The organism is Micromonospora sp. DT68 (assembly GCF_049847245.1).
GTDB classification, from domain to species: domain Bacteria; phylum Actinomycetota; class Actinomycetes; order Mycobacteriales; family Micromonosporaceae; genus Micromonospora; species Micromonospora profundi.
Genome location: NZ_JBNCNZ010000005.1, coordinates 368,518 through 391,070, shown reverse-complemented (window position 1 = coordinate 391,070; position 22,553 = coordinate 368,518). Strand labels below are relative to the sequence as shown.

At 71.3% G+C, this 22,553-nt stretch carries 18 protein-coding genes; 12 read left to right on the top strand and 6 right to left on the bottom strand.

From position 1 onward, the window contains the following. Positions 1 to 20: 20 nt before the first annotated feature. Positions 21 to 911 (top strand): AurF N-oxygenase family protein, encoded by an 891-nt coding sequence (locus ACPXB1_RS12470; RefSeq protein WP_425735265.1) that lies wholly within the window; start codon positions 21 to 23, stop codon positions 909 to 911. A gap of 91 nt (positions 912 to 1,002) precedes the next feature. Here the strand turns inward: ACPXB1_RS12470 and ACPXB1_RS12465 are convergent, their stop codons facing one another. Continuing rightward, the gene (locus ACPXB1_RS12465) at positions 1,003 to 1,584 is read right to left on the bottom strand and encodes a winged helix-turn-helix domain-containing protein (RefSeq protein WP_425735264.1); all 582 of its coding nucleotides are present in this window, start codon (positions 1,582 to 1,584) and stop codon (positions 1,003 to 1,005) included. 288 nt (positions 1,585 to 1,872) lie between these two features. Between ACPXB1_RS12465 and ACPXB1_RS12460 the strand changes: the two genes are divergently transcribed. After that, positions 1,873 to 6,282, top strand: a complete 4,410-nt coding sequence (locus ACPXB1_RS12460) for a S8 family serine peptidase (RefSeq protein WP_425735263.1) — start codon at positions 1,873 to 1,875, stop codon at positions 6,280 to 6,282. Between the two features lie 216 nt (positions 6,283 to 6,498). Here ACPXB1_RS12460 and ACPXB1_RS12455 read toward each other — a convergent pair whose 3' ends face one another. Then, positions 6,499 to 7,005, bottom strand: a complete 507-nt coding sequence (locus ACPXB1_RS12455; RefSeq protein WP_425735262.1) for a winged helix-turn-helix domain-containing protein — start codon at positions 7,003 to 7,005, stop codon at positions 6,499 to 6,501. Between the two features lie 302 nt (positions 7,006 to 7,307). Between ACPXB1_RS12455 and ACPXB1_RS12450 the strand changes: the two genes are divergently transcribed. From ACPXB1_RS12450 to ACPXB1_RS12435, 4 genes are read left to right on the top strand one after another with little or no spacing between them, the layout of a single operon-like run. Beyond that, positions 7,308 to 8,288 carry a phosphatase PAP2 family protein gene (locus tag ACPXB1_RS12450; RefSeq protein WP_425735261.1) on the top strand — a complete coding sequence of 327 codons (981 nt, stop codon included), beginning with the start codon at positions 7,308 to 7,310 and terminating at the stop codon, positions 8,286 to 8,288. Between the two features lie 16 nt (positions 8,289 to 8,304). Continuing rightward, the gene (locus ACPXB1_RS12445; RefSeq protein ID WP_355588816.1) at positions 8,305 to 9,000 is read left to right on the top strand and encodes a response regulator transcription factor; all 696 of its coding nucleotides are present in this window, start codon (positions 8,305 to 8,307) and stop codon (positions 8,998 to 9,000) included. Then, positions 8,997 to 10,463: an ATP-binding protein gene (locus ACPXB1_RS12440; protein ID WP_425735260.1), complete on the top strand. Its 1,467-nt coding sequence runs from the start codon at positions 8,997 to 8,999 to the stop codon at positions 10,461 to 10,463. The genes ACPXB1_RS12445 and ACPXB1_RS12440 overlap by 4 nt, the downstream gene beginning before the upstream one ends. After that, the gene (locus tag ACPXB1_RS12435) at positions 10,460 to 10,966 is read left to right on the top strand and encodes a hypothetical protein (RefSeq protein ID WP_425735259.1); all 507 of its coding nucleotides are present in this window, start codon (positions 10,460 to 10,462) and stop codon (positions 10,964 to 10,966) included. The genes ACPXB1_RS12440 and ACPXB1_RS12435 overlap by 4 nt, the downstream gene beginning before the upstream one ends. 59 nt (positions 10,967 to 11,025) lie before the next feature. Here the strand turns inward: ACPXB1_RS12435 and ACPXB1_RS12430 are convergent, their stop codons facing one another. Genes ACPXB1_RS12430 through ACPXB1_RS12420 form a run of 3 tightly spaced genes read right to left on the bottom strand, consistent with a single transcriptional unit; the run spans position 11,026 to position 14,362 of the window. After that, positions 11,026 to 12,036, bottom strand: a complete 1,011-nt coding sequence (locus ACPXB1_RS12430) for a D-alanine--D-alanine ligase family protein (protein WP_425735258.1) — start codon at positions 12,034 to 12,036, stop codon at positions 11,026 to 11,028. Beyond that, positions 12,033 to 13,190 carry an alanine racemase gene (alr, locus tag ACPXB1_RS12425; RefSeq protein ID WP_425735257.1) on the bottom strand — a complete coding sequence of 386 codons (1,158 nt, stop codon included), beginning with the start codon at positions 13,188 to 13,190 and terminating at the stop codon, positions 12,033 to 12,035. The genes ACPXB1_RS12430 and alr overlap by 4 nt, the downstream gene beginning before the upstream one ends. Next, positions 13,187 to 14,362: an acyltransferase family protein gene (locus tag ACPXB1_RS12420; RefSeq protein WP_425735256.1), complete on the bottom strand. Its 1,176-nt coding sequence runs from the start codon at positions 14,360 to 14,362 to the stop codon at positions 13,187 to 13,189. Before ACPXB1_RS12420 ends, alr begins: the two co-directional genes overlap by 4 nt. Positions 14,363 to 14,510: 148 nt before the next feature. On the opposite strand from ACPXB1_RS12420, the gene ACPXB1_RS12415 reads away from it, so the two are divergent. Further along, the gene (locus tag ACPXB1_RS12415) at positions 14,511 to 15,386 is read left to right on the top strand and encodes an LLM class F420-dependent oxidoreductase (protein WP_355588827.1); all 876 of its coding nucleotides are present in this window, start codon (positions 14,511 to 14,513) and stop codon (positions 15,384 to 15,386) included. A 64-nt stretch (positions 15,387 to 15,450) separates the two neighbouring features. Here ACPXB1_RS12415 and ACPXB1_RS12410 read toward each other — a convergent pair whose 3' ends face one another. After that, positions 15,451 to 17,712 carry a catalase gene (locus ACPXB1_RS12410; protein ID WP_355588829.1) on the bottom strand — a complete coding sequence of 754 codons (2,262 nt, stop codon included), beginning with the start codon at positions 17,710 to 17,712 and terminating at the stop codon, positions 15,451 to 15,453. Between the two features lie 176 nt (positions 17,713 to 17,888). Here ACPXB1_RS12410 and ACPXB1_RS12405 point away from each other — a divergent pair, with 176 nt between their 5' ends. The 5 genes from ACPXB1_RS12405 to ACPXB1_RS12385 all read left to right on the top strand — a co-directional run bounded on the left by ACPXB1_RS12405 (position 17,889) and on the right by ACPXB1_RS12385 (position 22,481). Then, the gene (locus tag ACPXB1_RS12405; RefSeq protein WP_355588831.1) at positions 17,889 to 18,788 is read left to right on the top strand and encodes an alpha/beta hydrolase family protein; all 900 of its coding nucleotides are present in this window, start codon (positions 17,889 to 17,891) and stop codon (positions 18,786 to 18,788) included. Between the two features lie 156 nt (positions 18,789 to 18,944). Next, positions 18,945 to 19,745, top strand: coding sequence for an ABC transporter ATP-binding protein (locus ACPXB1_RS12400; RefSeq protein WP_355588832.1), 801 nt, complete (start codon positions 18,945 to 18,947; stop codon positions 19,743 to 19,745). Beyond that, positions 19,742 to 20,464 carry an ABC transporter ATP-binding protein gene (locus ACPXB1_RS12395; RefSeq protein WP_355588834.1) on the top strand — a complete coding sequence of 241 codons (723 nt, stop codon included), beginning with the start codon at positions 19,742 to 19,744 and terminating at the stop codon, positions 20,462 to 20,464. Before ACPXB1_RS12400 ends, ACPXB1_RS12395 begins: the two co-directional genes overlap by 4 nt. A 29-nt stretch (positions 20,465 to 20,493) precedes the next feature. Next, the gene (locus tag ACPXB1_RS12390; RefSeq protein WP_355588836.1) at positions 20,494 to 21,372 is read left to right on the top strand and encodes a branched-chain amino acid ABC transporter permease; all 879 of its coding nucleotides are present in this window, start codon (positions 20,494 to 20,496) and stop codon (positions 21,370 to 21,372) included. Then, positions 21,369 to 22,481 (top strand): branched-chain amino acid ABC transporter permease, encoded by a 1,113-nt coding sequence (locus ACPXB1_RS12385; RefSeq protein WP_355588838.1) that lies wholly within the window; start codon positions 21,369 to 21,371, stop codon positions 22,479 to 22,481. The genes ACPXB1_RS12390 and ACPXB1_RS12385 overlap by 4 nt, the downstream gene beginning before the upstream one ends. Positions 22,482 to 22,553: the final 72 nt, after the last annotated feature.

Here is a 22,553-nt window from a genome sequence, read left to right as displayed (position 1 = left end):
CACGTCAATATGGAGGCGCCATGGAGACGACGGAACCCGAGAGCACGGCGGTCGCCGATCGACTGCTCACGTCGTCGCTGCGGACCAGCTACGACCCCGTCGTCGAGATCGACTGGGACGCACCGCACACTCCGGGCGCCTACTGGCTCCCGCCGCATCGCAGCAGCCTCTACGGCACTCCACTCTGGTCGGGACTGACCGAGGAGCAGCGCGTCGAGCTCACCAAACACGAGGTGGCAAGCGCCGCCAGCGCCGGGCTGTGGTTCGAGACGATCCTCATGCAGATGCTGATCCGGCAGTACTACGACGACGACCCGACCAGCCGACACGCCCAGTACGCGCTGACCGAGGTCGCCGACGAGTGCCGGCACTCAATCATGTTCGGTCGGCTGATCGAGGCGATGGGCTGCCCCGTCTACCGGGCCAGCGCCGTCGACCACTGGCTCGGCCGGTTCCTCAAGACCACCGCCAGCGGCCCCCGGATGTACGCCGCGATCCTCATCGCCGAGGAGATCCTCGACGCGTTCCAGCGCGAGATCATGGCTGACGAGTCACTCCAACCACTGATCCGGATGGTCTCGCGCATCCACGTCGTGGAGGAGGCGCGACACGTCCGGTTCGCCCGCGACGAGTTGGCCCGCCAGGTCGCCGCCGCCGGTCCGGTCGGCATGGCGTACGCCCGGCTGCTGATCGGTCGCGCCGCCTACACGATCGCCAACCGCCTGGTCCACCCGAGCGCCTACGCGGCGGTGGGCATCGCGCCGCAGGTGGGCCGGGCAGCGGCCCGTGCCAATCCGCACTGGCAGGCCACCCTGCGCTGGTCGGCAGCCCGGGTGCACGCCCACCTCGCTGACGCCGGCCTGGTGGCCGGGCCGGGGCGGCTGCTGTGGGTACGCGCCGGACTGATCTGACGGCTCCGACGCCCGCCGTCGCGGCCCTGTCGTCCTGACGCTGACGTCGGTCGTGGTGCCGCGCTGACGAACTGCCCACATCAGGCAGACGTCAGGCGCGCCCGATCCGGGGCTCCTGCCGGTCGCTGAGCAGCAGGCCGACGCCGCGTACCGCCTCGATGGTGGCAGCCGTGCCGAGGTCGAGCAGCTTGCGCCGCAGGCGTTTCACAAGCGACTGCACGTCGGCCCTGCGCTCGCGTCCCTCGTCGTGCCAGACCGTCCGGTGCAGTTCGGCGTAGCTCCACACCCGTACCGGCTCGGTGGTCAGGCAGGTCAGCAGGTCGTGCTCAAGGCGGGTCAGGTCGACCTCGCGGTCGCCGTACCGGGCGGTGGACCTGGTCGAGTCGATGACCAGGGCGGCGTCGGCCGCCGTGCCGTGCGGCGGCGCGGGCGGTGACGGCGCGGGCTGTGACGGCGCGGTCGGCGGCCCGCCGGGCGGCGCGGTCGCCGGTGGCGGCGCGATCAGCCGGCGCAACTCGTCCAGGTCGGCCACGAGCAGCAGTGGGGCGATGCCGTCGAGGCGTTCCGCGAGGCGGATGCGCTCGGTCGGCGACGGGGTCACCGCGATCAGCAGTGGAAAGGGTTCGTCGGCCGGCTCGGCCCCGCCCGTCGCAGCTTCGTCGTCCTCGGCCACCACACCCGCCCGGGATCGATGGGCATCTCTGCCCAGCTTTGGTCATGGCCCTGACAGTGATTGGCAAGCGCGCCGCCAGCAGGGCAACCGTTAGCGACAAGTTGCTCACGGCAAGTTCTTGATCGTCCTTTCCTCTCGATCATAGTGTCCACTCGGGCAACCGGCGTGACCCGCGCGGTGCATGGAGGGGCATGAAGGGTTGGTCTGCTCGACTCCGTCGAGGCGGGCCTTCCGCACCCTCACCATGGCCCATCACACCCCTGGGTCGTTCTGAGGGAGGCAGCACCGATGTTCAGACGTCCACGATGGAGGCGCACCGCCAGATCACTGGTGAGCGCCGGCGCGGCGATGATCCTCGCCGCGACGGGTCTGGTCAGTATCGGCACGGGCGCGCAGGCCGCGCCCGGGATGGGAGTGGGCACCGCTCCGGGAGACAAGATCCGGCCGGACCTCGCCAAGCAACTCCAGGCCAAGAGCGGTGGGGACTTCTGGATCCGGTTCAAGGACCGGGCGGACCTCAGCAAGGCCAGCTCCATCAAGGACTGGACGAAGCGCGGCGCGGCCGTCGCCGAGGCGCTGCGTACCACCGCCGCAGCGAGCCAGGGCAAGATCCGTGCCGAACTCGACAGCTCGGGCACGAAGTACCAGACCTTCTGGGCCACAAACGCCATCAAGGTGAACAGCGGTTCGCTCGACATGGCGCAGAAGTTCGCCGCCCACACGGAGGTCGAGGGGCTCTACGCCCCGGTCGAGTACAAGGTCCCGGAGACCGTCAAGGGCGCCGACGAGAAGACCGTCAACGCGCTCGAGTGGGGCATCGCCAACATCAACGCCGACGACGTCTGGTCCCAGTACGGCGTCACCGGCGAGGGCATCACCATCGCCAACATCGACACCGGCGTGCAGTTCGACCACCCCGCGCTTGTGAACTCCTACCGCGGCAACAACGGCGACGGCACGTTCGACCACAACTACAACTGGTTCGACGCTGCCGGGGAATGTTCGACCGCCCCCTGTGACAACGATGGACACGGCACGCACACCATGGGCACCATGGCCGGTTCCGCCGGCGCGAACCAGATCGGTGTCGCACCCGGGGTCAAGTGGATCGCCGCGAACGGCTGCTGCCCCAGCGATGCTGCCCTGATCGAATCCGGTCAGTGGATGCTCGAACCGACTGACCTCGGCGGCCAGAACCCGGACGCCAGCAAGCGGCCGAACATCATCAACAACTCCTGGGGCACCCGGCTGCCGTCGAACGAGCCCTTCATGGAGGACGTGACGCTGGCCTGGACCGCGTCGGGCATCTTCGGTGTCTGGTCCAACGGCAACAGCGGGCCGGCCTGCCAGACCAGCGGCTCGCCGGGCAGCCTCGCCAGCAACTACTCCACAGGCGCGTACGACGTCAACAACAACGTCGCGGGCTTCTCGGCCCGTGGCGCCGGGCAGAACGGTGAGATCAAGCCCAACATCTCCGCGCCGGGCGTGAACATCCGGTCGAGCATCCCGGGCAGCACGTATGGCAGCATCAGCGGCACCTCGATGGCAGCCCCGCACCTCGCGGGCGCCATCGCATTGCTCTACTCGGCCGCGCCATCGCTCGTCGGTGACGTCAACGCGACCCGTACCCTGCTCAACGGCGCGGCCATCGACAAGGCCGACAGCCAGTGCGGTGGCACCGCGGCGGACAACAACGTCTACGGCGAAGGCCGGCTGGACGCCCTCGCACTGCTCGACGCCGCACCGACCGGCGACGTCGGCACCCTCGCCGGCACTGTCACCGACGCGGCCACCGGCGCCCCGATCGCCGGCGCGACCCTCACGCTCACCGGCCCGGCCGCACGCGAGGTGACCACCGGGGCGGACGGAACCTACTCGACTCAGCTGCCGACCGGTGACTACCAGGTCGCCGTTTCCGCCTTCGGTTACGGCACCACCACGAAGTCGGCGACTGTCACCAACCGCGCCACCACGACTCTCGACGTCGCGCTGACGGCGGTGGCGAGCGTCAACATCACCGGCGCGGTCACCGACGGCTCCGGCCACGGCTGGCCGCTCTACGCCAAGGTGACGGTGACCGGTGTGTCGGGTGTCTACGACTACACCGCGCCGTCCACCGGTCGCTACACCATCAAGCTGCCGGCCGGGCAGACGTACACCCTGAGGTACGAGTCGCAGTACCCCGGCTACCCGGCAGTGACCAAGGAGGTAGTGGTCGGCACCCGGAACGTGACAGCCAACGTCGCGATGCCGGTGGACACCACAAGGTGCACGACGGCACCCGGCTACGCGTTCGGCGCGGACGGCGAGTACGAGACCTTCGACGGCACGACCACGCCGGCCGGCTGGACCGTTGTGGACAACGCGGGCACCGGCCAGGTGTGGAAGTTCACCGACGACGGCGGCCGGGGCAACCTGACCGGAGGCACCGGCAACTTCGCGATGATCGACAGTGACGACTACGGCGCCGGCAACCGCCAGGACACGTCGCTGGTCAGCCCGGTGGTCGACCTGACCGGCGTCACCGCCCCGGTCATCCGGTTCAACCAGGACTTCAACCAGCTGGACGAGGACACCGCCGACGTCGACCTCAGCATCGACGGCGGCACCACCTGGACGAACGTGCTGCGGCAGGAGACCGACGTACGAGGGCCACGGGTCACCGAGGTCCCGATCCCGCAGGCCGCCGGCCAGGCGCAGGTCCAGGTGCGGTTCCGCTACTACGACGCCACGTACGAGTGGTGGTGGGAGGTCGACAACGTCCTGATCGGCAGCCAGGTCACCTGCGTGCCTGTCGACGGTGGCCTGGTCGTGGGCAACGTCCGCGACAAGAACGACAACAGCTATCTCAACGGTGCCACCGTCACGAGCAGCGACCGGCCCAGCGAGAAGGCCGTCACAGTGGCGACGCCGGACGACCCGGGGCTGGCCGACGGCTTCTACTGGCTCTACTCGTCGCTTACCGGCACGCACAAGTTCACCGCGACGGCCGGTAACTACGTCAGCCAGAGCAAGCAGGTCGACGTGGAGCCGGACTGGGCGACGACAGCGAACTTCGTCCTCGCGGCGGGTCAACTGTCGGTGACGCCCACCGAGTTGAGCGCGACGCTCCAGATGCCCGGGGGCAAGACCAGCAAGAAGTTCACTGTGACGAACACCGGCGGCGCGCCCGTCGAGGTCGGCTTCAGTGAGCGGGACAACGGCTTCGAGCTCCTGCGGGCGGACGGCTCCCGGGTGACCCGGCAGCAGGTGCTCGGTGCTCCCGGCGCGCCGGAGCAGCGGCTCTCCGTTGCGACGTCGTTCGCCGCGAAGGCGTCCGGCAAGGCGTCGACGGCGGTGCCCGCCGCGGTCGGCCCGCAGGCGGCGCCGTGGACCGACATCGCCGACTACCCGGCCAACATCATGGACAACCGGGTGGTGACCCTCGACGGCAAGGTGTACTCGATCGGCGGTGGCGACGGCAGCGCCTCCACCACGAAGAACTACGCCTACGACCCGACAGCGCAGACCTGGACGGCGATCGCCGACCTCCCCGGCGCGCGCAACGCCCTGACGGTGGGCGTCGTGGACGGGAAGATCATCGCCTCGGGTGGTTGGGGTGACAACGGCCCGGACGCGGCCACCTGGTCCTACGACCCGGCGGCCAACACCTGGACGGCACGGGCCGCCAACCCGGCGCCGCGGGCCGCGGCAGGGCAGGCCGTCGTCGACGGCAAGCTGTACGCCATCGGTGGCTGCACCACAGCGAACTGCCTGCCGATGTCGAACACCGTCGTCCGGTACGACCCGGCCAGCAACGCCTGGGAGACGCTCGCCAACTACCCGAAGTCGGTGGCGTTCGCCTCCTGCGGCGGGATCGACGGTGTCGTCTACTGCACCGGCGGCAACGACGGTTCGGTGGCGCAGAAGGCCAGCTACGCCTTCGACCCGGGTGCCAACACCTGGACCGCCATCGCCGACGCGCCGGCCGACAACTGGGCCAGCTCGTACGCGGTGGCAAGCGGCAAGCTCCTCGTGGTCGGCGGCTCGCAGGGTGGGGCCATCACCAACGCGGGCTTCGCCTTCGACCCGGCCACCAGCTCGTGGTCGAACCTGCCGAACGCCAACACCGCCCGGTACCGGGGTGGCGCGGCGTGTGGCTTCTACAAGGTCGGCGGCTCGTCGGGCAGCTTCAACGCGGCTGCCGACAGCGAGGTGCTGCCGGGCTTCGAGGGCTGCGCCGAGGCGGCGGCCGACGTCAACTGGATGACTATCGACAAGTCGTCGGTCACCCTCGCACCGGGTGCGAAGGTCACTGTCACCGTCGGGATGACGGCGAACGTGGACCAGCCGGGCACCTACTCCGGCGCGGTGGCGATCAAGGAGAACACGCCGTACTCGGTGGCGCCCGTCGAGGTGACGATGACCGCGACGCCCCCGAAGACCTGGGGCAAGCTGATGGGTACGGTGACCGGCACGAGCTGCCAGGGCGCGACCTCGCCGATCTCCGGCGCGGTGGTCCAGGTCGACTCGTGGGCGATGTCGTTCACGTTCGCGACCGACGCGGCCGGCAAGTACGCCTACTGGATGGACCGTCGCAACAACCCGCTCACGATGATCGTCGCCAAGGACGGCTGGAAGCCCCAGACCCGACAGGCGAGGATCGACACCACCACTCCGACGGTGGAGGACTTCGGGTTGTCTCCCATCCGGTGCTGACGCCTGATCGGTAGTGCACAAGATCCGGCCCGCCTGGTCACCGACCAGGCGGGCCGGACCCGTTCCGGCGGCCGGTGCTGCACCGCACGGCGCTGCCACACCGACCGACCCTGCCGCACCGACCGACCCTGCCGCACTGCCCGACCTGCCGCACGGGCCGGGCCCTGCCACCGTTCGGCACTGCCTCAGAGGACGACGTTCGTGTCGGGGTGGTGCTCAGACTGGGACGAGCCGAAAGCCGACCCCGCGGACCGAGTGGATGGTGGCTGCGGCGTTGAGCCGGGCGAGCTTGCGACGGACCCGCCGGACGACCGAGTGCATGTCCGACCCGCGCCCCAGGTGGCGGTTGCCCCAGACCTCGAGGTGCAGCCGCTCGTAGGTCCAGACCTGCCCGGGGGCGTCGACAAGGCAGAGCAGCACGTCGTGCTCCAGCCGGGTCAGGTCGATCTCCTGGTCACGCCAGCGCAGGACCCGACGGTCGGAATCGACGGACAGGTCGGGTGGCGGCGGCTGCGGAGCAGGCACCACCTCGGCGCGGACGATCTGTGCCGGCAGTGCGGCGACCGGTGGCATCTCGACCACCCCGAGAAACTCCCGCGCCTGGTCGACGTTCGAAACGATGAGAAAGGCGTCGCTCCCGCCGAGCAGTCGAGCCAGTTGCCGGCGCTCGGCTGCCGACGACGCGATGCCGATGACAAGCGAGGCGACTGGGATCCCATGCATTGCCCCACCCCTTCCGGTTCCCCACACTCACTCCGGATGGTTTCGTGCCGCCGACCGACACATCGATCAGCATCTTGACCCTAGTGGCGGTGCGTCTCGGCAGGGTAAAACATAGTTGCATGTAAGCATGTGAATGCCGCTCGGGTCGTACCTCGTCGGTCGGTTGGACGACAGCGGCGAGTCTCCGGGCGGCTCTCCCGGTGGGATCGCCCGGTTTGTTCCGGGACGAGCGCCGGCGGTTGTGACAGAACCAAGACACAGCGCGGACGGCGTCCGGACCTGGCGGGCCGACGATGACCGGCATGTCCATCGGATCGTCGTACCCCGTCGGCCGGTCGTCGGCCGCTACCGTGCCGGTCGGCATCGCGCGACCGGCGTCGCCCGAGCGCGTGTCCACGCCGCTGGTCCTGCGGCTGCTCGGCGCGGCAGTGTGCTTCCTGCTCACGCTGGCCCTCACCGGCGCGCTGTTCGTCTGGACGTACCCCGGTCAGTGGTGGGACGGGCTGCTCCTGCCGCGCGCCGAGTCCGGTGGGGGTTACGAGCAGCAGACCGATCTGGTGGGGCCCGCGAAGGCCGTGCTGGCGACCTTCGGCGACCCGCTTCTGCTGGCCGCCCTGCTCGGCGGGGTGCTGCTGGTGGGCCTGTTCGGCCGGCGGCTGCTGGCCGGCGTCGTCGGTGTCGTCATGGTGCTCGGCGCGGTAGTGGTGGCCGGCGCGGTGAAGTCGGCGTTGCCCCGCCCGGATCTGGCGATAGCGAGTTCGACGACGCACAACAGTTTCCCCAGCGGCCACGTCGCGGTCGCGGCGGCCCTGCTGCTGGCGTACCTGTTGGTGCTGCCCGGACCGGCCCGGCGGTGGCTGGCGCTGCCCGGCGCGGCGGGCGTCTCGGTGATCGGCGCGGCCACGATGATCGCGGGCTGGCATCGGTTCAGCGACGTGCTCGGCGGCGTCCTGCTGAGCGTGACGCTGTTCTGCCTGGCGGCGGCAGTCCTTGCCGGCAGGTCGGGCGGTGCCGTGCCCCGCCCGCCTGGTGGGCTGGCGGCCGCCGGGCGCCTGCTGGCCGAGGGCGCGGTTGGGCTTGTCGTCCTCGCCGGGGCGTCGCTGGTGGTGGCGCCCGGCCTGGCCGCCTCGGTGCGGCGGGGTCCGTTGCTGGCCATCGCCGCGGCCGCCGGGCTGACGATGCTTGCGGTGGGCGCGGCGGTGTTCCTGGTGCGGTCGGTCGACTTCGCGGCACCCCGCCCGCGAACGAGCCGTCCGGAGGCGAAAGGCAGGATATTTCCGTGATGGGATACTTGGTGGCATGTCCCAGGTCCTGCTGATCGAAGATCACCAGACGGTCCGTGACGGGTTGCAGTTGGCGCTCACCCGGCAGGGCCACACTGTCGACGCCGTGGCGACCGGTGAGCAGGGGCTGGAACGACTGCGTGCGGCCGCTGCCGACGTCGTGGTCCTCGATCTCATGCTGCCCGGAATGGACGGGTTCGAGGTCTGTCGCCGGATCCGCCAACTCGGCGACCTGCCGATCATCATGCTCACCGCCCGCAACGACGACATGGACGTGGTGGCGGGCCTGGAGGCCGGCGCCGACGACTACGTGGTCAAGCCGGTGCAGCCCCGGGTGTTGGAGGCACGCATCCGCGCGGTGCTGCGCCGTACGACGGTCGAGTCGCGGCGCGCCGACACCGAACGGCCCGGCCTGCGCCAGCACGGTGCCCTGACCATCGACCGGGCCGCACTTGTGGTCAGCAAGGACGGCACACCGGTCAGCCTGGCCCCGACGGAGCTGCGGCTGCTGCTCGAACTCTCCCACACGCCGGGGCAGGTGCTCAGCCGTCAGCAGTTGCTGGAGGCGGTGTGGGAGCACGGCTACCTGGGCGACTCGCGCCTTGTCGACGCCTGCGTGCAGCGGCTGCGCGCCAAGATCGAGGATGAGCCGTCGGCCCCGGTCTTCATCCAGACGGTCCGTGGGTTCGGCTACCGGTTCGGGCCCCTGTGACGCGGTGGCGTGGGGCCGGCGCCAGGGCCTCGGGCCTGCGGCTCCGGCTGGTCCTGGCGTTCGCCCTGCTGGGTGTCACCACCACTGCTGTGGTGGCCAGTGGAAGCTACGTCCAGGCACGTACCGTGATCCTCCAGCAGGCGCAGGACGCGGCGGTGGCGTCGCTCACCGACCGGATCACGAAGGTCTACCCGATCACCAGCCTGCCGTCCGACCCGCAGGAGCTCGACGTGCTGGCGCAGCGCCTCTCCGATCGGAACGAGACAACGCTCATCCACTACCGGGGCGTGTGGTCGTCGGGCATCCAGGTGCCCGATCCCGTCACCCCGGAGCTGCGTGAGGCGGTCGCCGGTGGCCGCATCGCCTGGCAACGTGTCATCCGTGACGGGGTGCCCGTGCTGCTCATCGGCACCCAGTTGAGGATCGAGCGCGCCGACGGGTCCTCCGTGCCGTCCGGCCTGGAGGTCTACTCGACGCGCAGTCTCGTGTCCGAGCAGCAGAGCATCGACCGGCTCGCCACCTTCGCGTGGCTGACCGGCGGGCTCTCCCTGATCCTCGCGGTCCTGTTGGCGCTGCTGGCCGCGCGGGGCGTGCTGCGGCCGGTACGTGAGCTGGGTCAGGCGGCCCGCCGGCTCGGCGAGGGCGACCTGTCCACCCGGCTGACCGTCCGGGGCGTCGACGAGTTGGCCGATGTGGCGCGGACCTTCAACGACACCGCCGGGAGACTGGAGCGGCAGGTAGGTGAGCTGCGGCGGATGGAAGCCGACGCCCGGCGTTTCGTCGCCGACGTGTCACACGAACTGCGCACACCGCTGGCCGCGATGACGGCGGTCACCGACGTGCTCGACGAGGAGGCCGACCGGCTGCCGGGGGATGCCGGCCGGGCCGCCCGGCTCGTCAGTCAGGAGACGCACAGCCTCACCCAACTGGTAAACGACCTGATCGAGGTGAGCAGGTTCGACTCGGGTACGGCGCGGCTCGCCCTCGACGACGTCAACGTCGCCGCGGCTGTCACCGCGACCCTGCGGGTGCGGGGCTGGGCCGAGCGGGTGCGCACGGAGCTGGCACCGGGAGTGGTCGCCCGGCTCGACCCCCGCCGGCTCGACGTCATCGTCGCCAATCTGGTCGGCAACGGCCTCCGGCACGGTGCCGAACCGGTGTCCGTACGCCTGGGCGCCGACGCGGACTGGATCACCATCGAGGTCAGTGACCACGGCCCGGGGTTGGATCCGCAGGTCCTGCCGCACGTCTTCGACCGCTTCTACAAGGCCGACACCGCCCGGACCCGCTCCGAGGGCAGCGGTCTCGGCCTCGCCATCGCGTGGGAGAACGCCCGCCTGCACCGGCGCGACGGCCAGACGGGCAGCCTCGTGGCCGGTAACGGGCCCAGCGGCGGCGCGGTGTTCACGCTCCGCCTGCCGCGCCTGGCATCGGAGACGGCAGCCGACGGAGACGTACGGTGAGCCGCCGAGCGCCGCTGATCGCGGGAGGGCTCCTGTTCGCGCTGCTCGCCACGGGTTGCGGGGTCCGGCCCACCGATGTCATAAACGGCCGCCCCGCGGTGAGAGGCCCGGCCGAGGGCACGGGGATCTACCTGGTGTCGCACGGACAGGTCGTGTTGGCGATCCGGTCGACGAAGACGCCGTCGCCGCCGCTGTCGCTGTCGCCGGCCGAGACGCTCGCACTGCTCGCACAGGGCCCCACCGATACCGAACGGAGTGCGGGGATCACCAGCGAGGTGCCGGCCGACCTCGTGCCGGCCGACGTGGGCCCGACAGCCGACGGAAACGGCGTCACTGTGACGGTGTCGAGTGCCGTGAAGCCGCTGTCGCCCCTCGCCGTCGACCAGATCGCCTGCACAGTGGCCGACGCCCTGGCGCGCAGTGCCCAGGGCAGGAGTTTCGCCCCGGTCACCCTGGCCGGGCCGGACGGCACCCGCCCGGCCAGGACCTGTCCCGTGACGTGACAGTGGCTGGCTACGTCTGAGGTGACAGTGGCTGGCTACGCCTGATGTGATCGCGCTGTCTACGCCGAACCGACCGTCTGCGGCAGTCCACCGAACGAGCGTCGGCCCGCGTCGGCCAGCGCCCCGTCGACAAGGATGTCGAGCAGAGCGGGAAACCCGATGCCGGCGCGCCGCCAGATCTGCGGAAACTGCGACGCGGCCGTGAACCCGGGGAAGGTGTTCACCTCGTTCACGATCGGCTCCGCGCCCTCACCGGACAGGAAGAAGTCGACCCGCAGCAGCCCCCGGCAGTCGAGGGCGTGGAAGGCGCGGATCGCACGGTCCCGCAGAACCTCGGTGGTGGCGGCGTCGAGCGGGGCGGGGATCTCGAAGACCGCCCCGCCGTCGTACTTCGCGTCGTAGTCGAAGAAGCCGTCGCCGGCCACCCGGATCTCCAGGGGCGGTCCGGCCTGCACCTGGCCGTCAGGATGCTGAAGGACTGCCACGTCGATCTCCCGGCCCCGCGCACCCTGCTCGACGAGCACCTTCGGGTCGGCCGCGCGCGCCCGCCCGAGCGCGGCCGGCAGGTCCGCCCAGTCCGTCACCTTGACCACGCCCAGGCTGGACCCGGCCCGGGCCGGCTTGACGAAGACCGGCAGACCGAGGCGCCGCTGGTCGGCTGGCGACAGGTCCTCCCCGGGCCGCAGCGTCACCCCGGGACTGACCCGAAGGCCCTCCGCCGCGAGGAGCCGCTTCGTGACGCCCTTGTCCATGCCCGCCGCGCTGGCGAAGACACCGTTGCCCACGTACGGCACGCCGAGCCATTCCAGCAGCGACGCGACAGTGCCGTCCTCGCCGTACGGGCCGTGCAGGGCCGGGAAGACCACGTCCTGGGCGCGTACCACCCGCAGGGCCTGGGGCAGCGGCGTCGGACGCCCGTCGACGTGCCACGCGCCGTCGGTGCCGATGAGCACCTCGGTGACCTGGTACCTGTCGCGGTCCAGCGCGGCCAGGATGCTCTCGCCCGACCGGCGCGACACCGCGTGCTCGCCGCTGCGCCCGCCGTACAGCACTGCCAGACGTGTGGTCATGAGATGTGTGCTCCCTCGTGGATGTGGTGGCGGCCCACCCGGACCCCGATGCCGGTCAAGATCTCGTGTGGGTTGGTACCGGCCCACCGCGCCCAGTCGGTGACGCTCGGCGCGGCGTCGTCGGCCGTCGCGTCGGGGTTGCCGGCGGGGCCGAACAGCACGACCGGATCTCCGATGGCCACGGGCAGGTCGCCGACGTCGACAACGCACTGGTCCATGGCGATGCGCCCGACGACCGGGCGGCGTCGGTCGCCGAGCCACACCTGGGCGCGCCCCTCGGCGGCGCGGGGCAGGCCGTCGGCGTAACCGAGCGGCAGCAACGCCAACGTCGTGGCCCGTCCGGTCACGTACTCCGGTCCGTAGGACACGCCGGTGCCGGCGGGCACCCGCTTGACGTTCACCACTGTCGTCCGCAGCGTCAGGGCGGGCCGCAGCCCGAACGCGCCGGGCCCGCTCGCGCCGAACGGGTCCACGCCGTACAGGGCGAGCCCGATCCGGCAGAGGTCGAAGCGGGTTTCCGCAGCTGACAGGGCCGCCGCCGAGTTGGCCAGGTGTACGAGGTCGGGGCGCAGGCCGGCGTGCCGGGCGATCCGCAGTGCCTCCTCGAACGTGGCGACCTGCCGGGGCACGCAGGGACTGCCGGGTACGTCCGCGTCGGCCAGGTGGGACCACACGCCGCGAACCTGGACGCCGCCCTCCACCTCGTACTTGCGGGCCCACGCCACCAGTTCCGGCCAGTCGTCGCCGCTGGCCCCGTTGCGGGACAAGCCGGTGTCGGCCTTGAGCTGCACCGTCGCGGGCACGCCGACCTGGTGGGCCGCGTCGACGATGGCGTGCAGGTGGGTGGTCGTCGACACGCCGACGTCGACGCCCGCTCTGATCAGCGCGGCGAAGTCGTCGTCCGGTCGGTGCAGCCAGCTCAGCGTGGGCGCGGTGATGCCCGCGTCGCGCAGGGCCAGCGCCTCGGCCGCCGAGGTCACGCCCAACCATCCCGCGCCGGCGCCCAGCGCGGCCCGCGCGACCGGCACCGCGCCGTGACCGAACGCGTCCGCCTTCACCACGGCCATCAGGTCGTTGCCGGTGACCGCCGCCGTCGTCCGGACGTTGCCGGCGATCGCCCCGAGGTCGACCACCGCCTCGGCCAGCGGGCTCATCCGGCTGCCTCCGGGTGGGCGGCGACCGGGGCCGCCGGCCGGCGGGGTCCGGGGAGCGCGAACAGCCAACGGGCGCGTACCGCCAGCAGCCAGCTGTGGATGGCCAGGCTCAGACCGATGACGAGCCCGGTCAGCACTATCGGATAGCCGAGCGCCGCCAGGACCTGACCGATTCGGCCCAACCCGGAGACGGGGGAGTGCAGCAGCCGGTGCAGCAGCGCCAGGACGGGCATGTGGATGACGTAGATGGGCAGGGTGATGCGCCCCAGGGTGGCCAGCCGGTCGCCGAGGACACGCCACCTGCACAACCGGGCGGCGGCGGTGACGCCGAAGGCCACCGCCACGACGGAGACCGCCGGCCAGACGCCGAACCATCGCTGGGCGCCGGCCGCCGCCATGGCGACGAGCACTACGGCGTACGCCCCGGCGGTCAGCACCAGCCGGCGCCGGGTGGCGGTTGCCGCCCACTCTTCGATCAGGGGTCGCAGGTGCAGGCCGGCGAGAAAGAAGACCAGGTTCTGGTAGAGACCGGCGCGGTTGCCCGGAGTGTCCAGCAGGCCGGCCGCGGCGACGGCCGACAACACGGCGGCGGGTACGAGCACCAGCGCCCGGGGCGCCCGCCTGGTCACCTTGGCGAGCGTGAAGTAGAGCGCCAGGGCGTACAGGTACCACAGGTTGGACGGGGTGATCGTGAGCTGTTCCAGCAGGCCGAGGGCGGAGGTGGCACGGTCGGTCGGGAAGTCCGGTGCCGCCGCGAGGACCACCGTGTGGATCAGCAGCCAGAGGGCGTACAGGTAGAGGAGGCCGGCGACGCGGCTGCGGACGACGCGTCGCCAGGGCCGCGTGACGGCGTGCGCCGCGAAGACCCCGGAGATGGTGAAGAACAGGGGCATCCGCAGCGGCAGGAACTGTTCGCCGAGCGCGCCCCACAGGCCCGGCACGGGTACGTCGAGGTGCCAGTCGATCTGCAGGTAGTCCTTGACGATCACGTGCCAGGCGACGACGAGGATGATGCAGACGCCCTTGGCGGCGTCGGCCCACTGCACCCGTCCCGACGCCGCCGGTGCGGCTGCGGCCAGAGCCCGGGGCCGCCGGTGACGGAATCGGTCACGCGGCGTGTCGGGCTGGTGCCCGGCGGGCCGGGCGACGGTGGAGGCAAGCGTTCGGGTCACCCGTCAGAAGCTGCCAGCGGGATATCCGCGCATGATCCACGAGATGTCATGAACAGGTAATGGCTGTCGCCGGACCCTTCTCGCGGACGCCGTCGACAGCCGTGCCGGTGACGCCGCGGGACACTAGGCTCGCTCCGGAGGTGCCGAGATGAAGCTTGGTCTGCACTACTGGAGTTTCTCGAACCCGGCCGACCCGGCCACGATCGCGCCGACGCTTGCGGAGGCGGCAACCACCGCCGAGCAGGCGGGCGTCGCCTCGTTCACAGTGATGGACCACTTCTTCCAGATGGACGCGGTGGCTCCGGCCGAGGAGCCGATGCTTGAGGCGTACACGACGCTCGGCTACGTGGCGGCGAAGACCCAGCGGATGACGCTGGGCGTGCTGGTCACCGGCGTGATGTACAGGTACCCGGGCCTGCTCGCCAAGACCGTGACGACCCTCGACGTGCTCTCCGGCGGTCGCGCCCGCCTCGGCATCGGGGCGTCCTGGTACGAGCGGGAGCAGCGCGGCCTCGGCGTGCCAGTGGTGCCGGTGGCCGAACGGTTCGAGCGGCTGGAGGAGACGCTGCGCATCTGCCTGCAGATGTGGAGCGACGACAACGGGCCGTTCGAGGGGCGGCACTACCAGCTCGCCGAGACGATCAACTCGCCGCAGCCGTTGAGCCGCCCCCGCCCGCCCATCATGATCGGCGGCGGGGGAGAGAAGAAGACCCTGCGCCTGGTGGCCCGGTACGCCGACGCCTGCAACCTGTTCGGCACTGCCGCCGGTGCCGGCGAGGTGGCGCGCAAGCTGGACGTGCTGCGCGAGCACTGTGCCGCCGAGGGCCGCGACTACGACAGCATCGCCAAGACGGTTGTCGCCCACCGGCCACCGCTTGACGACGTCGACGCGTTCCTCGCCGAGGCCGCCGAGTACGCCGCGCTCGGTGTCACCGAGGTGCAGGTGACGCCGGACCGGCACCCTGTGGAGTTCGCCCAGCGGCTCGGCGACGAGGTGGTGCCCCGGCTGGCCGACCTCGGCTGATCCAGAGCCGGAGACAGACAAGGGGCTGCCCTCCACAGACGTGGAGGGCAGCCCTTAGTCGAGCTCAGGCGACAGTTGCGGGGAACCTCTCCCACACCCGGTGCGCGGCCATGAGCCGCTGTACCGCGGTCAGCGCCTCCGGGCCGGAGCCGGCCGACACGACGCCCGGGGCGCCGGCCACGCCGGCCTGCTCCAGGACGCCGACACCGGCACCCCAGGCGCCGATCGCCTTGGCGTGCCGCCAGCACTCCTCGACGAGCAGGAGCACGCGGGGGTCGACCGTCGCCGGGCCGGGCTTGCCGGCCTTGGCGTCGCGGGCGGGCAGCGCGTCCGGCGCGGGAGCCGGCGCGCCGGCCAGCAGGAGCGCGTCCAGCTCGACAGACCGGCCGGTGGCGAAGGTCCGCTGCACTGGCAGGTCGCCGACCATGCCGCCGTGCGGGGCGATCAGCAGCGGCACCATGCCGGCCGCGAACACGGAGTGGCGTACCTCGTGCAGGTCGTCGAGGCCACCGTCGGGGTCGACGACGATCCCGACCATCCGGCCGTCGGCCGGCCACTCCTTGCCGACCTGCGACAGTGCCGGGCTCGGCGTGACATCGGCCAGCGGCACCGTCGGCTGCGGCGTGGGCAGGCCGAGGCCGGTGGCGACCTGCTCGCACAGCACCGGGTCGATGTTTGCCAGGCACTGGAGCTGGCGCTCCTTGATCGCCTGGTGGTAGCACTTGCCCAGCTCGAAGGTGTACGCCCGGATGATGTGCTCCTTCTCGACCGGCGACATGCTCAGCCAGAACAGGCGTGCCTGGCTGTAGTGGTCGTCGAAGGAGACCGGGTTCGCGCGTACCTTGGGCGCCTGCGCCACAGTCACCGGTACGTCCAGGAAGGCGTGCTCGGCGTCACCGGCCGGGAAGGGGTTGCCCCCGTCGAGCGAGTTCGGCCGGTACGGCGCCACCCCGGCGTGGACGGCGTGCTGGTGGAAGCCGTCGCGCAGCATGTCGTTGACGGCGGCGTGCGGCCGGTTGATCGGGATCTGCGTGAAGTTCGGGCCGCCCAGCCGGGTCAGCTGCGTGTCGACGTAGGAGAACAGCCGGCCCTGCAACAGCGGGTCGTTCGTGACGTCGATGCCCGGTGGAAGGTGACCGAGGTGGAAGGCCACCTGCTCGGTCTCGGCGAAGAAGTTGGTGGGCGTCCGGTTGAGGACGAGCCGGCCGACGGGCTGCACCGGCGCGAGTTCCTCCGGCACGATCTTCGTCGGGTCCAGCAGGTCGATCCCGGCGAAGGTCTCCTCGGGGGTGTCGGGGAAGACCTGGATGCCCAACTCCCACTCGGGGAACGCGCCGGCCTCGATGGCGTCGTAGAGGTCGCGGCGGTGGAAGTCCGGGTCCATGCCGCTGAGCATCTGCGCCTCCTCCCAGTCCAGGGAGTGCACGCCGAGCTTCGGCTTCCAGTGGAACTTCGCCAGCGCCGTCTCCCCGGCCTCGTTGATGAGGCGGAAGGTGTGCACACCGAACCCCTCCATGGTCCGGTACGAGCGCGGGATGCCCCGGTCGGACATGTTCCACAGGGCGTGGTGCTGCGCCTCGGTGTGCAGCGAGACGAAGTCCCAGAAGGTGTCGTGGGCGCTCTGCGCCTGCGGGATCTCCCGGTCCGGGTGCGGCTTGCCGGCGTGGATGACGTCGGGGAACTTGATGGCGTCCTGGATGAAGAACACCGGGATGTTGTTGCCGACCAGGTCGAAGGTGCCCTCGTCGGTGTAGAACTTCGTCGCGAAGCCGCGGGTGTCGCGGACCGTGTCGGCCGACCCGCGCGAGCCGAGGACCGTGGAGAACCGGACGAACACCTCGGTTTCGCGGCCATTCTTGAGGAAGCCGGCCCGGGTGACGGCCTCGGCGGTGCCGTAGGCGGTGAACAGGCCGTGCGCGCCGGCGCCCCGGGCGTGCACCACACGCTCCGGGATCCGCTCGTGGTCGAAGTGCGTGATCTTCTCGCGGAAGTGGTGGTCCTGGAGCAGGATCGGCCCGCGCGGCCCGGCCTTGAGCGAGTGGTCGGTGTCGCGCAGTCGCGCCCCGTTCGCCGTGGTGAGGTACGCGCCCTGCTGGCCCTTTGCGGTCTTCGGCGCCCCGGTCTCCGCGCCCGTGGGCGTACGGGTCTGCGGCGCGCCCTGCTCCGGTTTGGGCGGCAGTGGGTCGCGGGGCGTCGTTGGTTCGTCGACGGTCGGCGGCGCGCTGCCGGGCGCGCCGGGCACCTCCGGCGTCAGTGCGTCGGTGATCTTTTCGGTGGCGGTCTTGACGGCGTTCTTGACCGCCTCGGCGGGCTTGCTGGAATCCACGGAAACGGAACCCCTCCGTTGAGCGTTTCGAGCGGGCGTCTGCCCTGCTACCCCTGGTCAGGGGGTCAAAACACAACAGCGGTGGGCAGGACTGGTGATTTCACCGATGCGGGGGGCGCGCCGAGCGCACAACACTGACGGACGTCGATATCGCTCGACTCTAGGGAGTGCCCGACGTGCCGTCACCAACCACCACCCGTCCCCGTTCCGTGGCAGCCCGAGCCGTCCGGTTCGCGCTGGCCGCCACCCTCGTCGCCGGCGGCGTCCTGGCCGGACCCTCCGGTGCCGCCCAGGCGGCGAGCCCGTACGAGCGGGGCCCCGCTCCGACCACCGCGATCCTGGAGGCCAGCCGCGGCCCCTTCGCCACCGCCTCGCAGAGCGTCTCCTCGCTGAGCGTCACCGGCTTCGGCGGCGGCGTCATCTACTACCCCACAAGCACAAGCGAGGGCACCTTCGGCGCCATCGCCATCTCGCCCGGCTACACGGCCTCCTGGTCAAGCATCAGCTGGCTCGGCCCGCGGATCGCCTCGCACGGCTTCGTGGTGATCGGCATCGAGACCAACACCAGGCTCGACCAGCCGGACAGCCGGGGCCGGCAACTGCTGGCCGCGCTCGACTACCTCACCGAGCGCAGTTCGGTGCGGAGCCGGATCGACAGCAGCAGGCTCGCCGTGGCCGGTCACTCGATGGGTGGCGGCGGCAGCCTGGAGGCGGCCTCGTCCCGGCCGTCGTTGCAGGCCGCCGTGCCGCTGGCACCGTGGAACCTGGACAAGAGCTGGTCCGAGCTGCGGGTGCCGACGCTGATCATCGGTGGCGAGAGCGACTCGGTCGCGCCGGTCGCCACGCACTCGGTGCCGTTCTACAACAGCATCCCGGCCTCCGCCGAGAAGGCGTACCTGGAGTTGAACGGGGCGAGCCACTTCTTCCCGCAGACGACGAACACGCCTACCGCGCGGCAGATGGTGGCCTGGCTGAAGCGGTTCGTCGACGACGACACCCGCTACGAGCAGTTCCTCTGCCCGGGCCCGAGCGGCTCGCAGATCCAGGAGTACCGCAACACCTGCCCCAGCTACTGAGCGCGACAAACCGGGGCGGCCACCGCTGGTGGCCGCCCCGGTCGCGTGCCGGCCCGACGGCGTGCTGGTCGGGGGCATTGAAGGTATTGACGCCGTACCCGAGAAACGTACACTGCGAGTGTAAATAACACCCCGCCACGACGCGAGGGATGGGTGATGGAACGCGGGCTCGAACTGCACCACATCGGCGTCCGTTTCGGCGGCCTCACCGCCCTCGACGACGTCTCGCTGCGGGTGCCACCCAACCGGGTGGTGGGCGTGATCGGGCCCAACGGCGCCGGCAAGACCACGCTGTTCAACGTGATCTGCGGTTTCGTGACGCCGGAGACGGGTTCGCTCACCCTGGACGGTCGGCCGCTGCGACCACGGCCGCACGGCCTGACCCGGCTGGGCATCGCGCGGACCCTGCAGGGGACCGGGCTCTTCGCCGGGCTCACAGTGCTGGAGAACGTGATGACCGGTGCTTCGCACACCGCTCGTGCGGGTTTCGCCTCCGCCCTGTTCGGGCTGCCCCGCAGTGACCGCGACGAGCAGCGACTGCGCCGGCAGGCACTGGACATTCTCGACGACCTCGGCATCGCGGGGCACGCCGACGCCGCGCCGACCACGCTGCCGTTCGCCGTACGCCAGCGGGTCGCCCTGGCCCGCGCGCTGGCCGCACGGCCCCGGCTGCTGCTGCTCGACGAGCCGGCCGGTGGCCTCGGCGCCGACGACATCACCGAACTGGCGGAGCTGGTCCGGCAGTTGCCCCGCCGCGACGCCGACCCGTGCGCGGTGCTGCTCGTCGAGCACCACATGGACCTGGTGATGGCGGTCTGCGACGAGATCGTGGTGCTCGACTTCGGCCGGGTGATCGCCGCCGGCACGCCGGACGAGATCCGCGACGATCCGGCGGTCACCGACGCCTACCTGGGCGCCGCGATCGAGGACGCCGCCGTCGACGGTGTCACCTCGTGAGCGCGCCCGATCTGCTCGTGGTGCGCGGGCTGGTGGCCGGCTACGGTGCCGCGCCGGTGTTGCAGGCCATCGACCTGACAGTGCCCGCCGGCACCATAGCGGCGGTGGTGGGCGCCAACGGCGCCGGCAAGACGACACTGCTGCGCGCGCTCTCCGGCATGATCCGCCCGTCCGCCGGCCAGGTCGTTCTCGCCGGAGACGACCTGCGGGGTACGCCGGTGGAGCAGCTCGTCCGGCGCGGCATGGCGCACGTGCCGGAGGGGCGGGGCGTGATCAGCGAACTCACCGTCGACGAGAACCTGCGGCTCGGCGGCCTGTGGCGGCGGGACCGGGCGGACGCCGGCCGCGCGCTCGACGAGGTCTACCAGCTCTTCGAGCCGCTCGCCAGGCGTCGCCGGCACCTCGGCCACCAGCTGTCCGGCGGTGAGCGGCAGATGCTCGCGCTCGGTCGGGCGCTCGTCGGCAGGCCACGCCTGCTGCTGCTCGACGAACCCTCGCTCGGCCTGGCCCCACGGGTGGTCGCCCGGACCATGGCCCTGCTGCGCCAACTGCGCGACAGCACCGGCCTGACGGTGCTGCTCGTCGAGCAGAACGTGCGCAGCGCGCTCGCCGTGGCCGACCAGGGCGTGGTGATGTCGCTGGGCCGGGTCGTCATCGCCGCCCCGGCCGCCACGCTGCGCGACGACGACGACCTGCGCCACGCGTACCTCGGCTTCTGACCACCACCTCGTTTCCGAAGGGAGGACTGTTGGACCGCTTCGTCTTCCTCACCATCGACGGCCTGTCCCGGGGCGCGGTGTACGCCGCGTTCGCGCTGGCCCTGGTGCTCATCTGGCGGGCGGCGCGGGTCGTCAACTTCGCCCAGGGAGCGATGGCCGTCGCCGCCGCGTACGTCGCGTACACAGTGTCCGCGGCGACCGGCTCCTACTGGCTGGGCTTCGCGGTCGCGATCGTCGCCGGGCTGCTGCTCGGCGCGCTCGTGGACCGGGTCGTGATGCGCCACGTCGACCACGCCTCACCGCTCAACCCGGTGATCGTGGCGCTCGGGCTGGTGCTGTTGATCCAGGCCGTGCTGGGCATGGTGTACGGCAACGAGTTCCGCCCCGCCGAAGCGCCGTTCAGCCGGTCCGCCCTCACAGTGGGCGGGGTCGCCGTGCTGTCGCCGTACGACCTGTTCGTCTTCGCCACGATCGGTGTGGTGGTGAGTGCGCTGGCGTGGATGTTCGCGCGTACACCTGTGGGGTTGCGGATGCGCGCGGCGGCCTTCGCGCCGGAGGTGTCCCGCCTGCTCGGCGTCAACGTGGGCGGGATGTTGACGCTCGGCTGGGCGCTCGCCTCCGGCGTGGGCGCGCTTGCCGCGATGCTTGTCCTCCCCACCGAGCTGGGCCTGCATCCGCACGCCATGGACCTGGTGTTCGTCTCGGCGTTCACCGCGGCGGTGGTCGGTGGGCTGGACAGCCCACCGGGCGCGGTCGTCGGTGGATTGGTGGTGGGTCTGCTGCTGTCCTATGTGAGCGGCTACGTCGGCAGTGACGTCACCCCCCTGGCGGTGCTGGTCCTGCTGCTGGCTGTGCTGCTGGTTCGTCCCGGTGGGCTGTTCGCGCCGGTCGTGGCGAGGCGGGTGTGAGCGCCACCCGGGCGGCAGTGCCGCCGAAGCAGCGATCCGGCGGGGCCGGTGACCGCCCGGTCGACAGTCGGCGCGGCTCAACACTGCTGCGGCATCTCGCGGTGGCGCTCGCCGTGGGTCTGGCGCTGGTGGCGGTCAGCTACGCCGTCGAGCCGTTCCGCAACTTCCAGCTCGCCACAGTGGCGGCGTACCTCTGCGCCACAGCCGGGCTGACCGTCCTCACCGGGCTCAACGGTCAGCTGTCGCTGGGGCACGGGGCCCTGATGGCCGTCGGCGCGTACACGGTGGCTCTGTGTCAGACCGCGTTCCTCGACCGGGGGATGACCGGCGGGTGGCTGTTGGCGGTCTCGCTGGGAGTGGCGATCGTCAGCACTGTCGCTGTCGGCGCAGTGGTCGGTGTGGCCGCCGCCCGGCTGCGGGGCCCTTACCTGGCCGGTGTGACTCTCGCCGTGGCCGTCGTCGTGCCGGCGCTTGCCGTCACCTTCGACGGGGTGTTCAACGGGGAGCAGGGGCTGTCGGTGCCTGTGGAACCGCCACCGATGGCGCTCGGCGCGTACTTCCCCTATGAGCGGTGGCAGCTCTGGCTCTCGGGCGCTGCCACCCTGCTCGCCCTGGTGCTGCTGGCCAACCTGATCCGCAGCCGGTACGGGCGTACGTTCCGGGCGGTCCGCGACGACGAGGTGGCGGCCCGCCTCGCCGGGATCCACGTGGCGCGTACCCAGGTCCTCGCGTTCGTGGTCAGTGCCGCCACGGCCGGGCTCGGCGGCGCCCTGCTCGCGGTGCTCGCGCAGAGCGTCTCGCCTGGCGCGTTCTCGCTGACGCTGTCGCTGTTCCTGCTGATGGCCGTGGTGATCGGCGGCCTCGGTCGGCTCGCCGGGGCGTTGTGGGGGGCCGTCCTGCTCGTCGCCCTGCCCGACCTCACCCATTCGGTGACCGAGCTGTTCACCCTCTCGCCCGCTGTGGCGCAGCGGCTGGAGGGCAACCTCCCGCTGGCGATCTTCGGCGTCACGCTGATCGTCGTGATGATCGTCGCGCCGGGCGGCGTGCAGGGCGTGCTGTCCCGTCTCGGCCGGGCCCTGCTGGCCCGATGGCCGGCGCGGCGTTCCTGAGCTGTTCTCGGCCCGGCCTCGGCCGGGCGCCCCACCACACCACACCGTTCCCCGAGAATCGGACCGAGAAAG

Coding starts and splice junctions, on each gene's coding strand:
- ACPXB1_RS12455 (WP_425735262.1), bottom strand. CDS start 7,005: ATGCATGGGATCCCAGTCGCCTCGCTTGTCATCGGCATCGCGTCGTCG.
- ACPXB1_RS12470 (WP_425735265.1), top strand. CDS start 21: ATGGAGACGACGGAACCCGAGAGCACGGCGGTCGCCGATCGACTGCTC.
- ACPXB1_RS12460 (WP_425735263.1), top strand. CDS start 1,873: ATGTTCAGACGTCCACGATGGAGGCGCACCGCCAGATCACTGGTGAGC.
- ACPXB1_RS12415 (WP_355588827.1), top strand. CDS start 14,511: ATGAAGCTTGGTCTGCACTACTGGAGTTTCTCGAACCCGGCCGACCCG.
- ACPXB1_RS12430 (WP_425735258.1), bottom strand. CDS start 12,036: ATGACCACACGTCTGGCAGTGCTGTACGGCGGGCGCAGCGGCGAGCAC.
- ACPXB1_RS12400 (WP_355588832.1), top strand. CDS start 18,945: ATGGAACGCGGGCTCGAACTGCACCACATCGGCGTCCGTTTCGGCGGC.
- ACPXB1_RS12445 (WP_355588816.1), top strand. CDS start 8,305: ATGTCCCAGGTCCTGCTGATCGAAGATCACCAGACGGTCCGTGACGGG.
- alr (WP_425735257.1), bottom strand. CDS start 13,190: ATGAGCCCGCTGGCCGAGGCGGTGGTCGACCTCGGGGCGATCGCCGGC.
- ACPXB1_RS12450 (WP_425735261.1), top strand. CDS start 7,308: ATGTCCATCGGATCGTCGTACCCCGTCGGCCGGTCGTCGGCCGCTACC.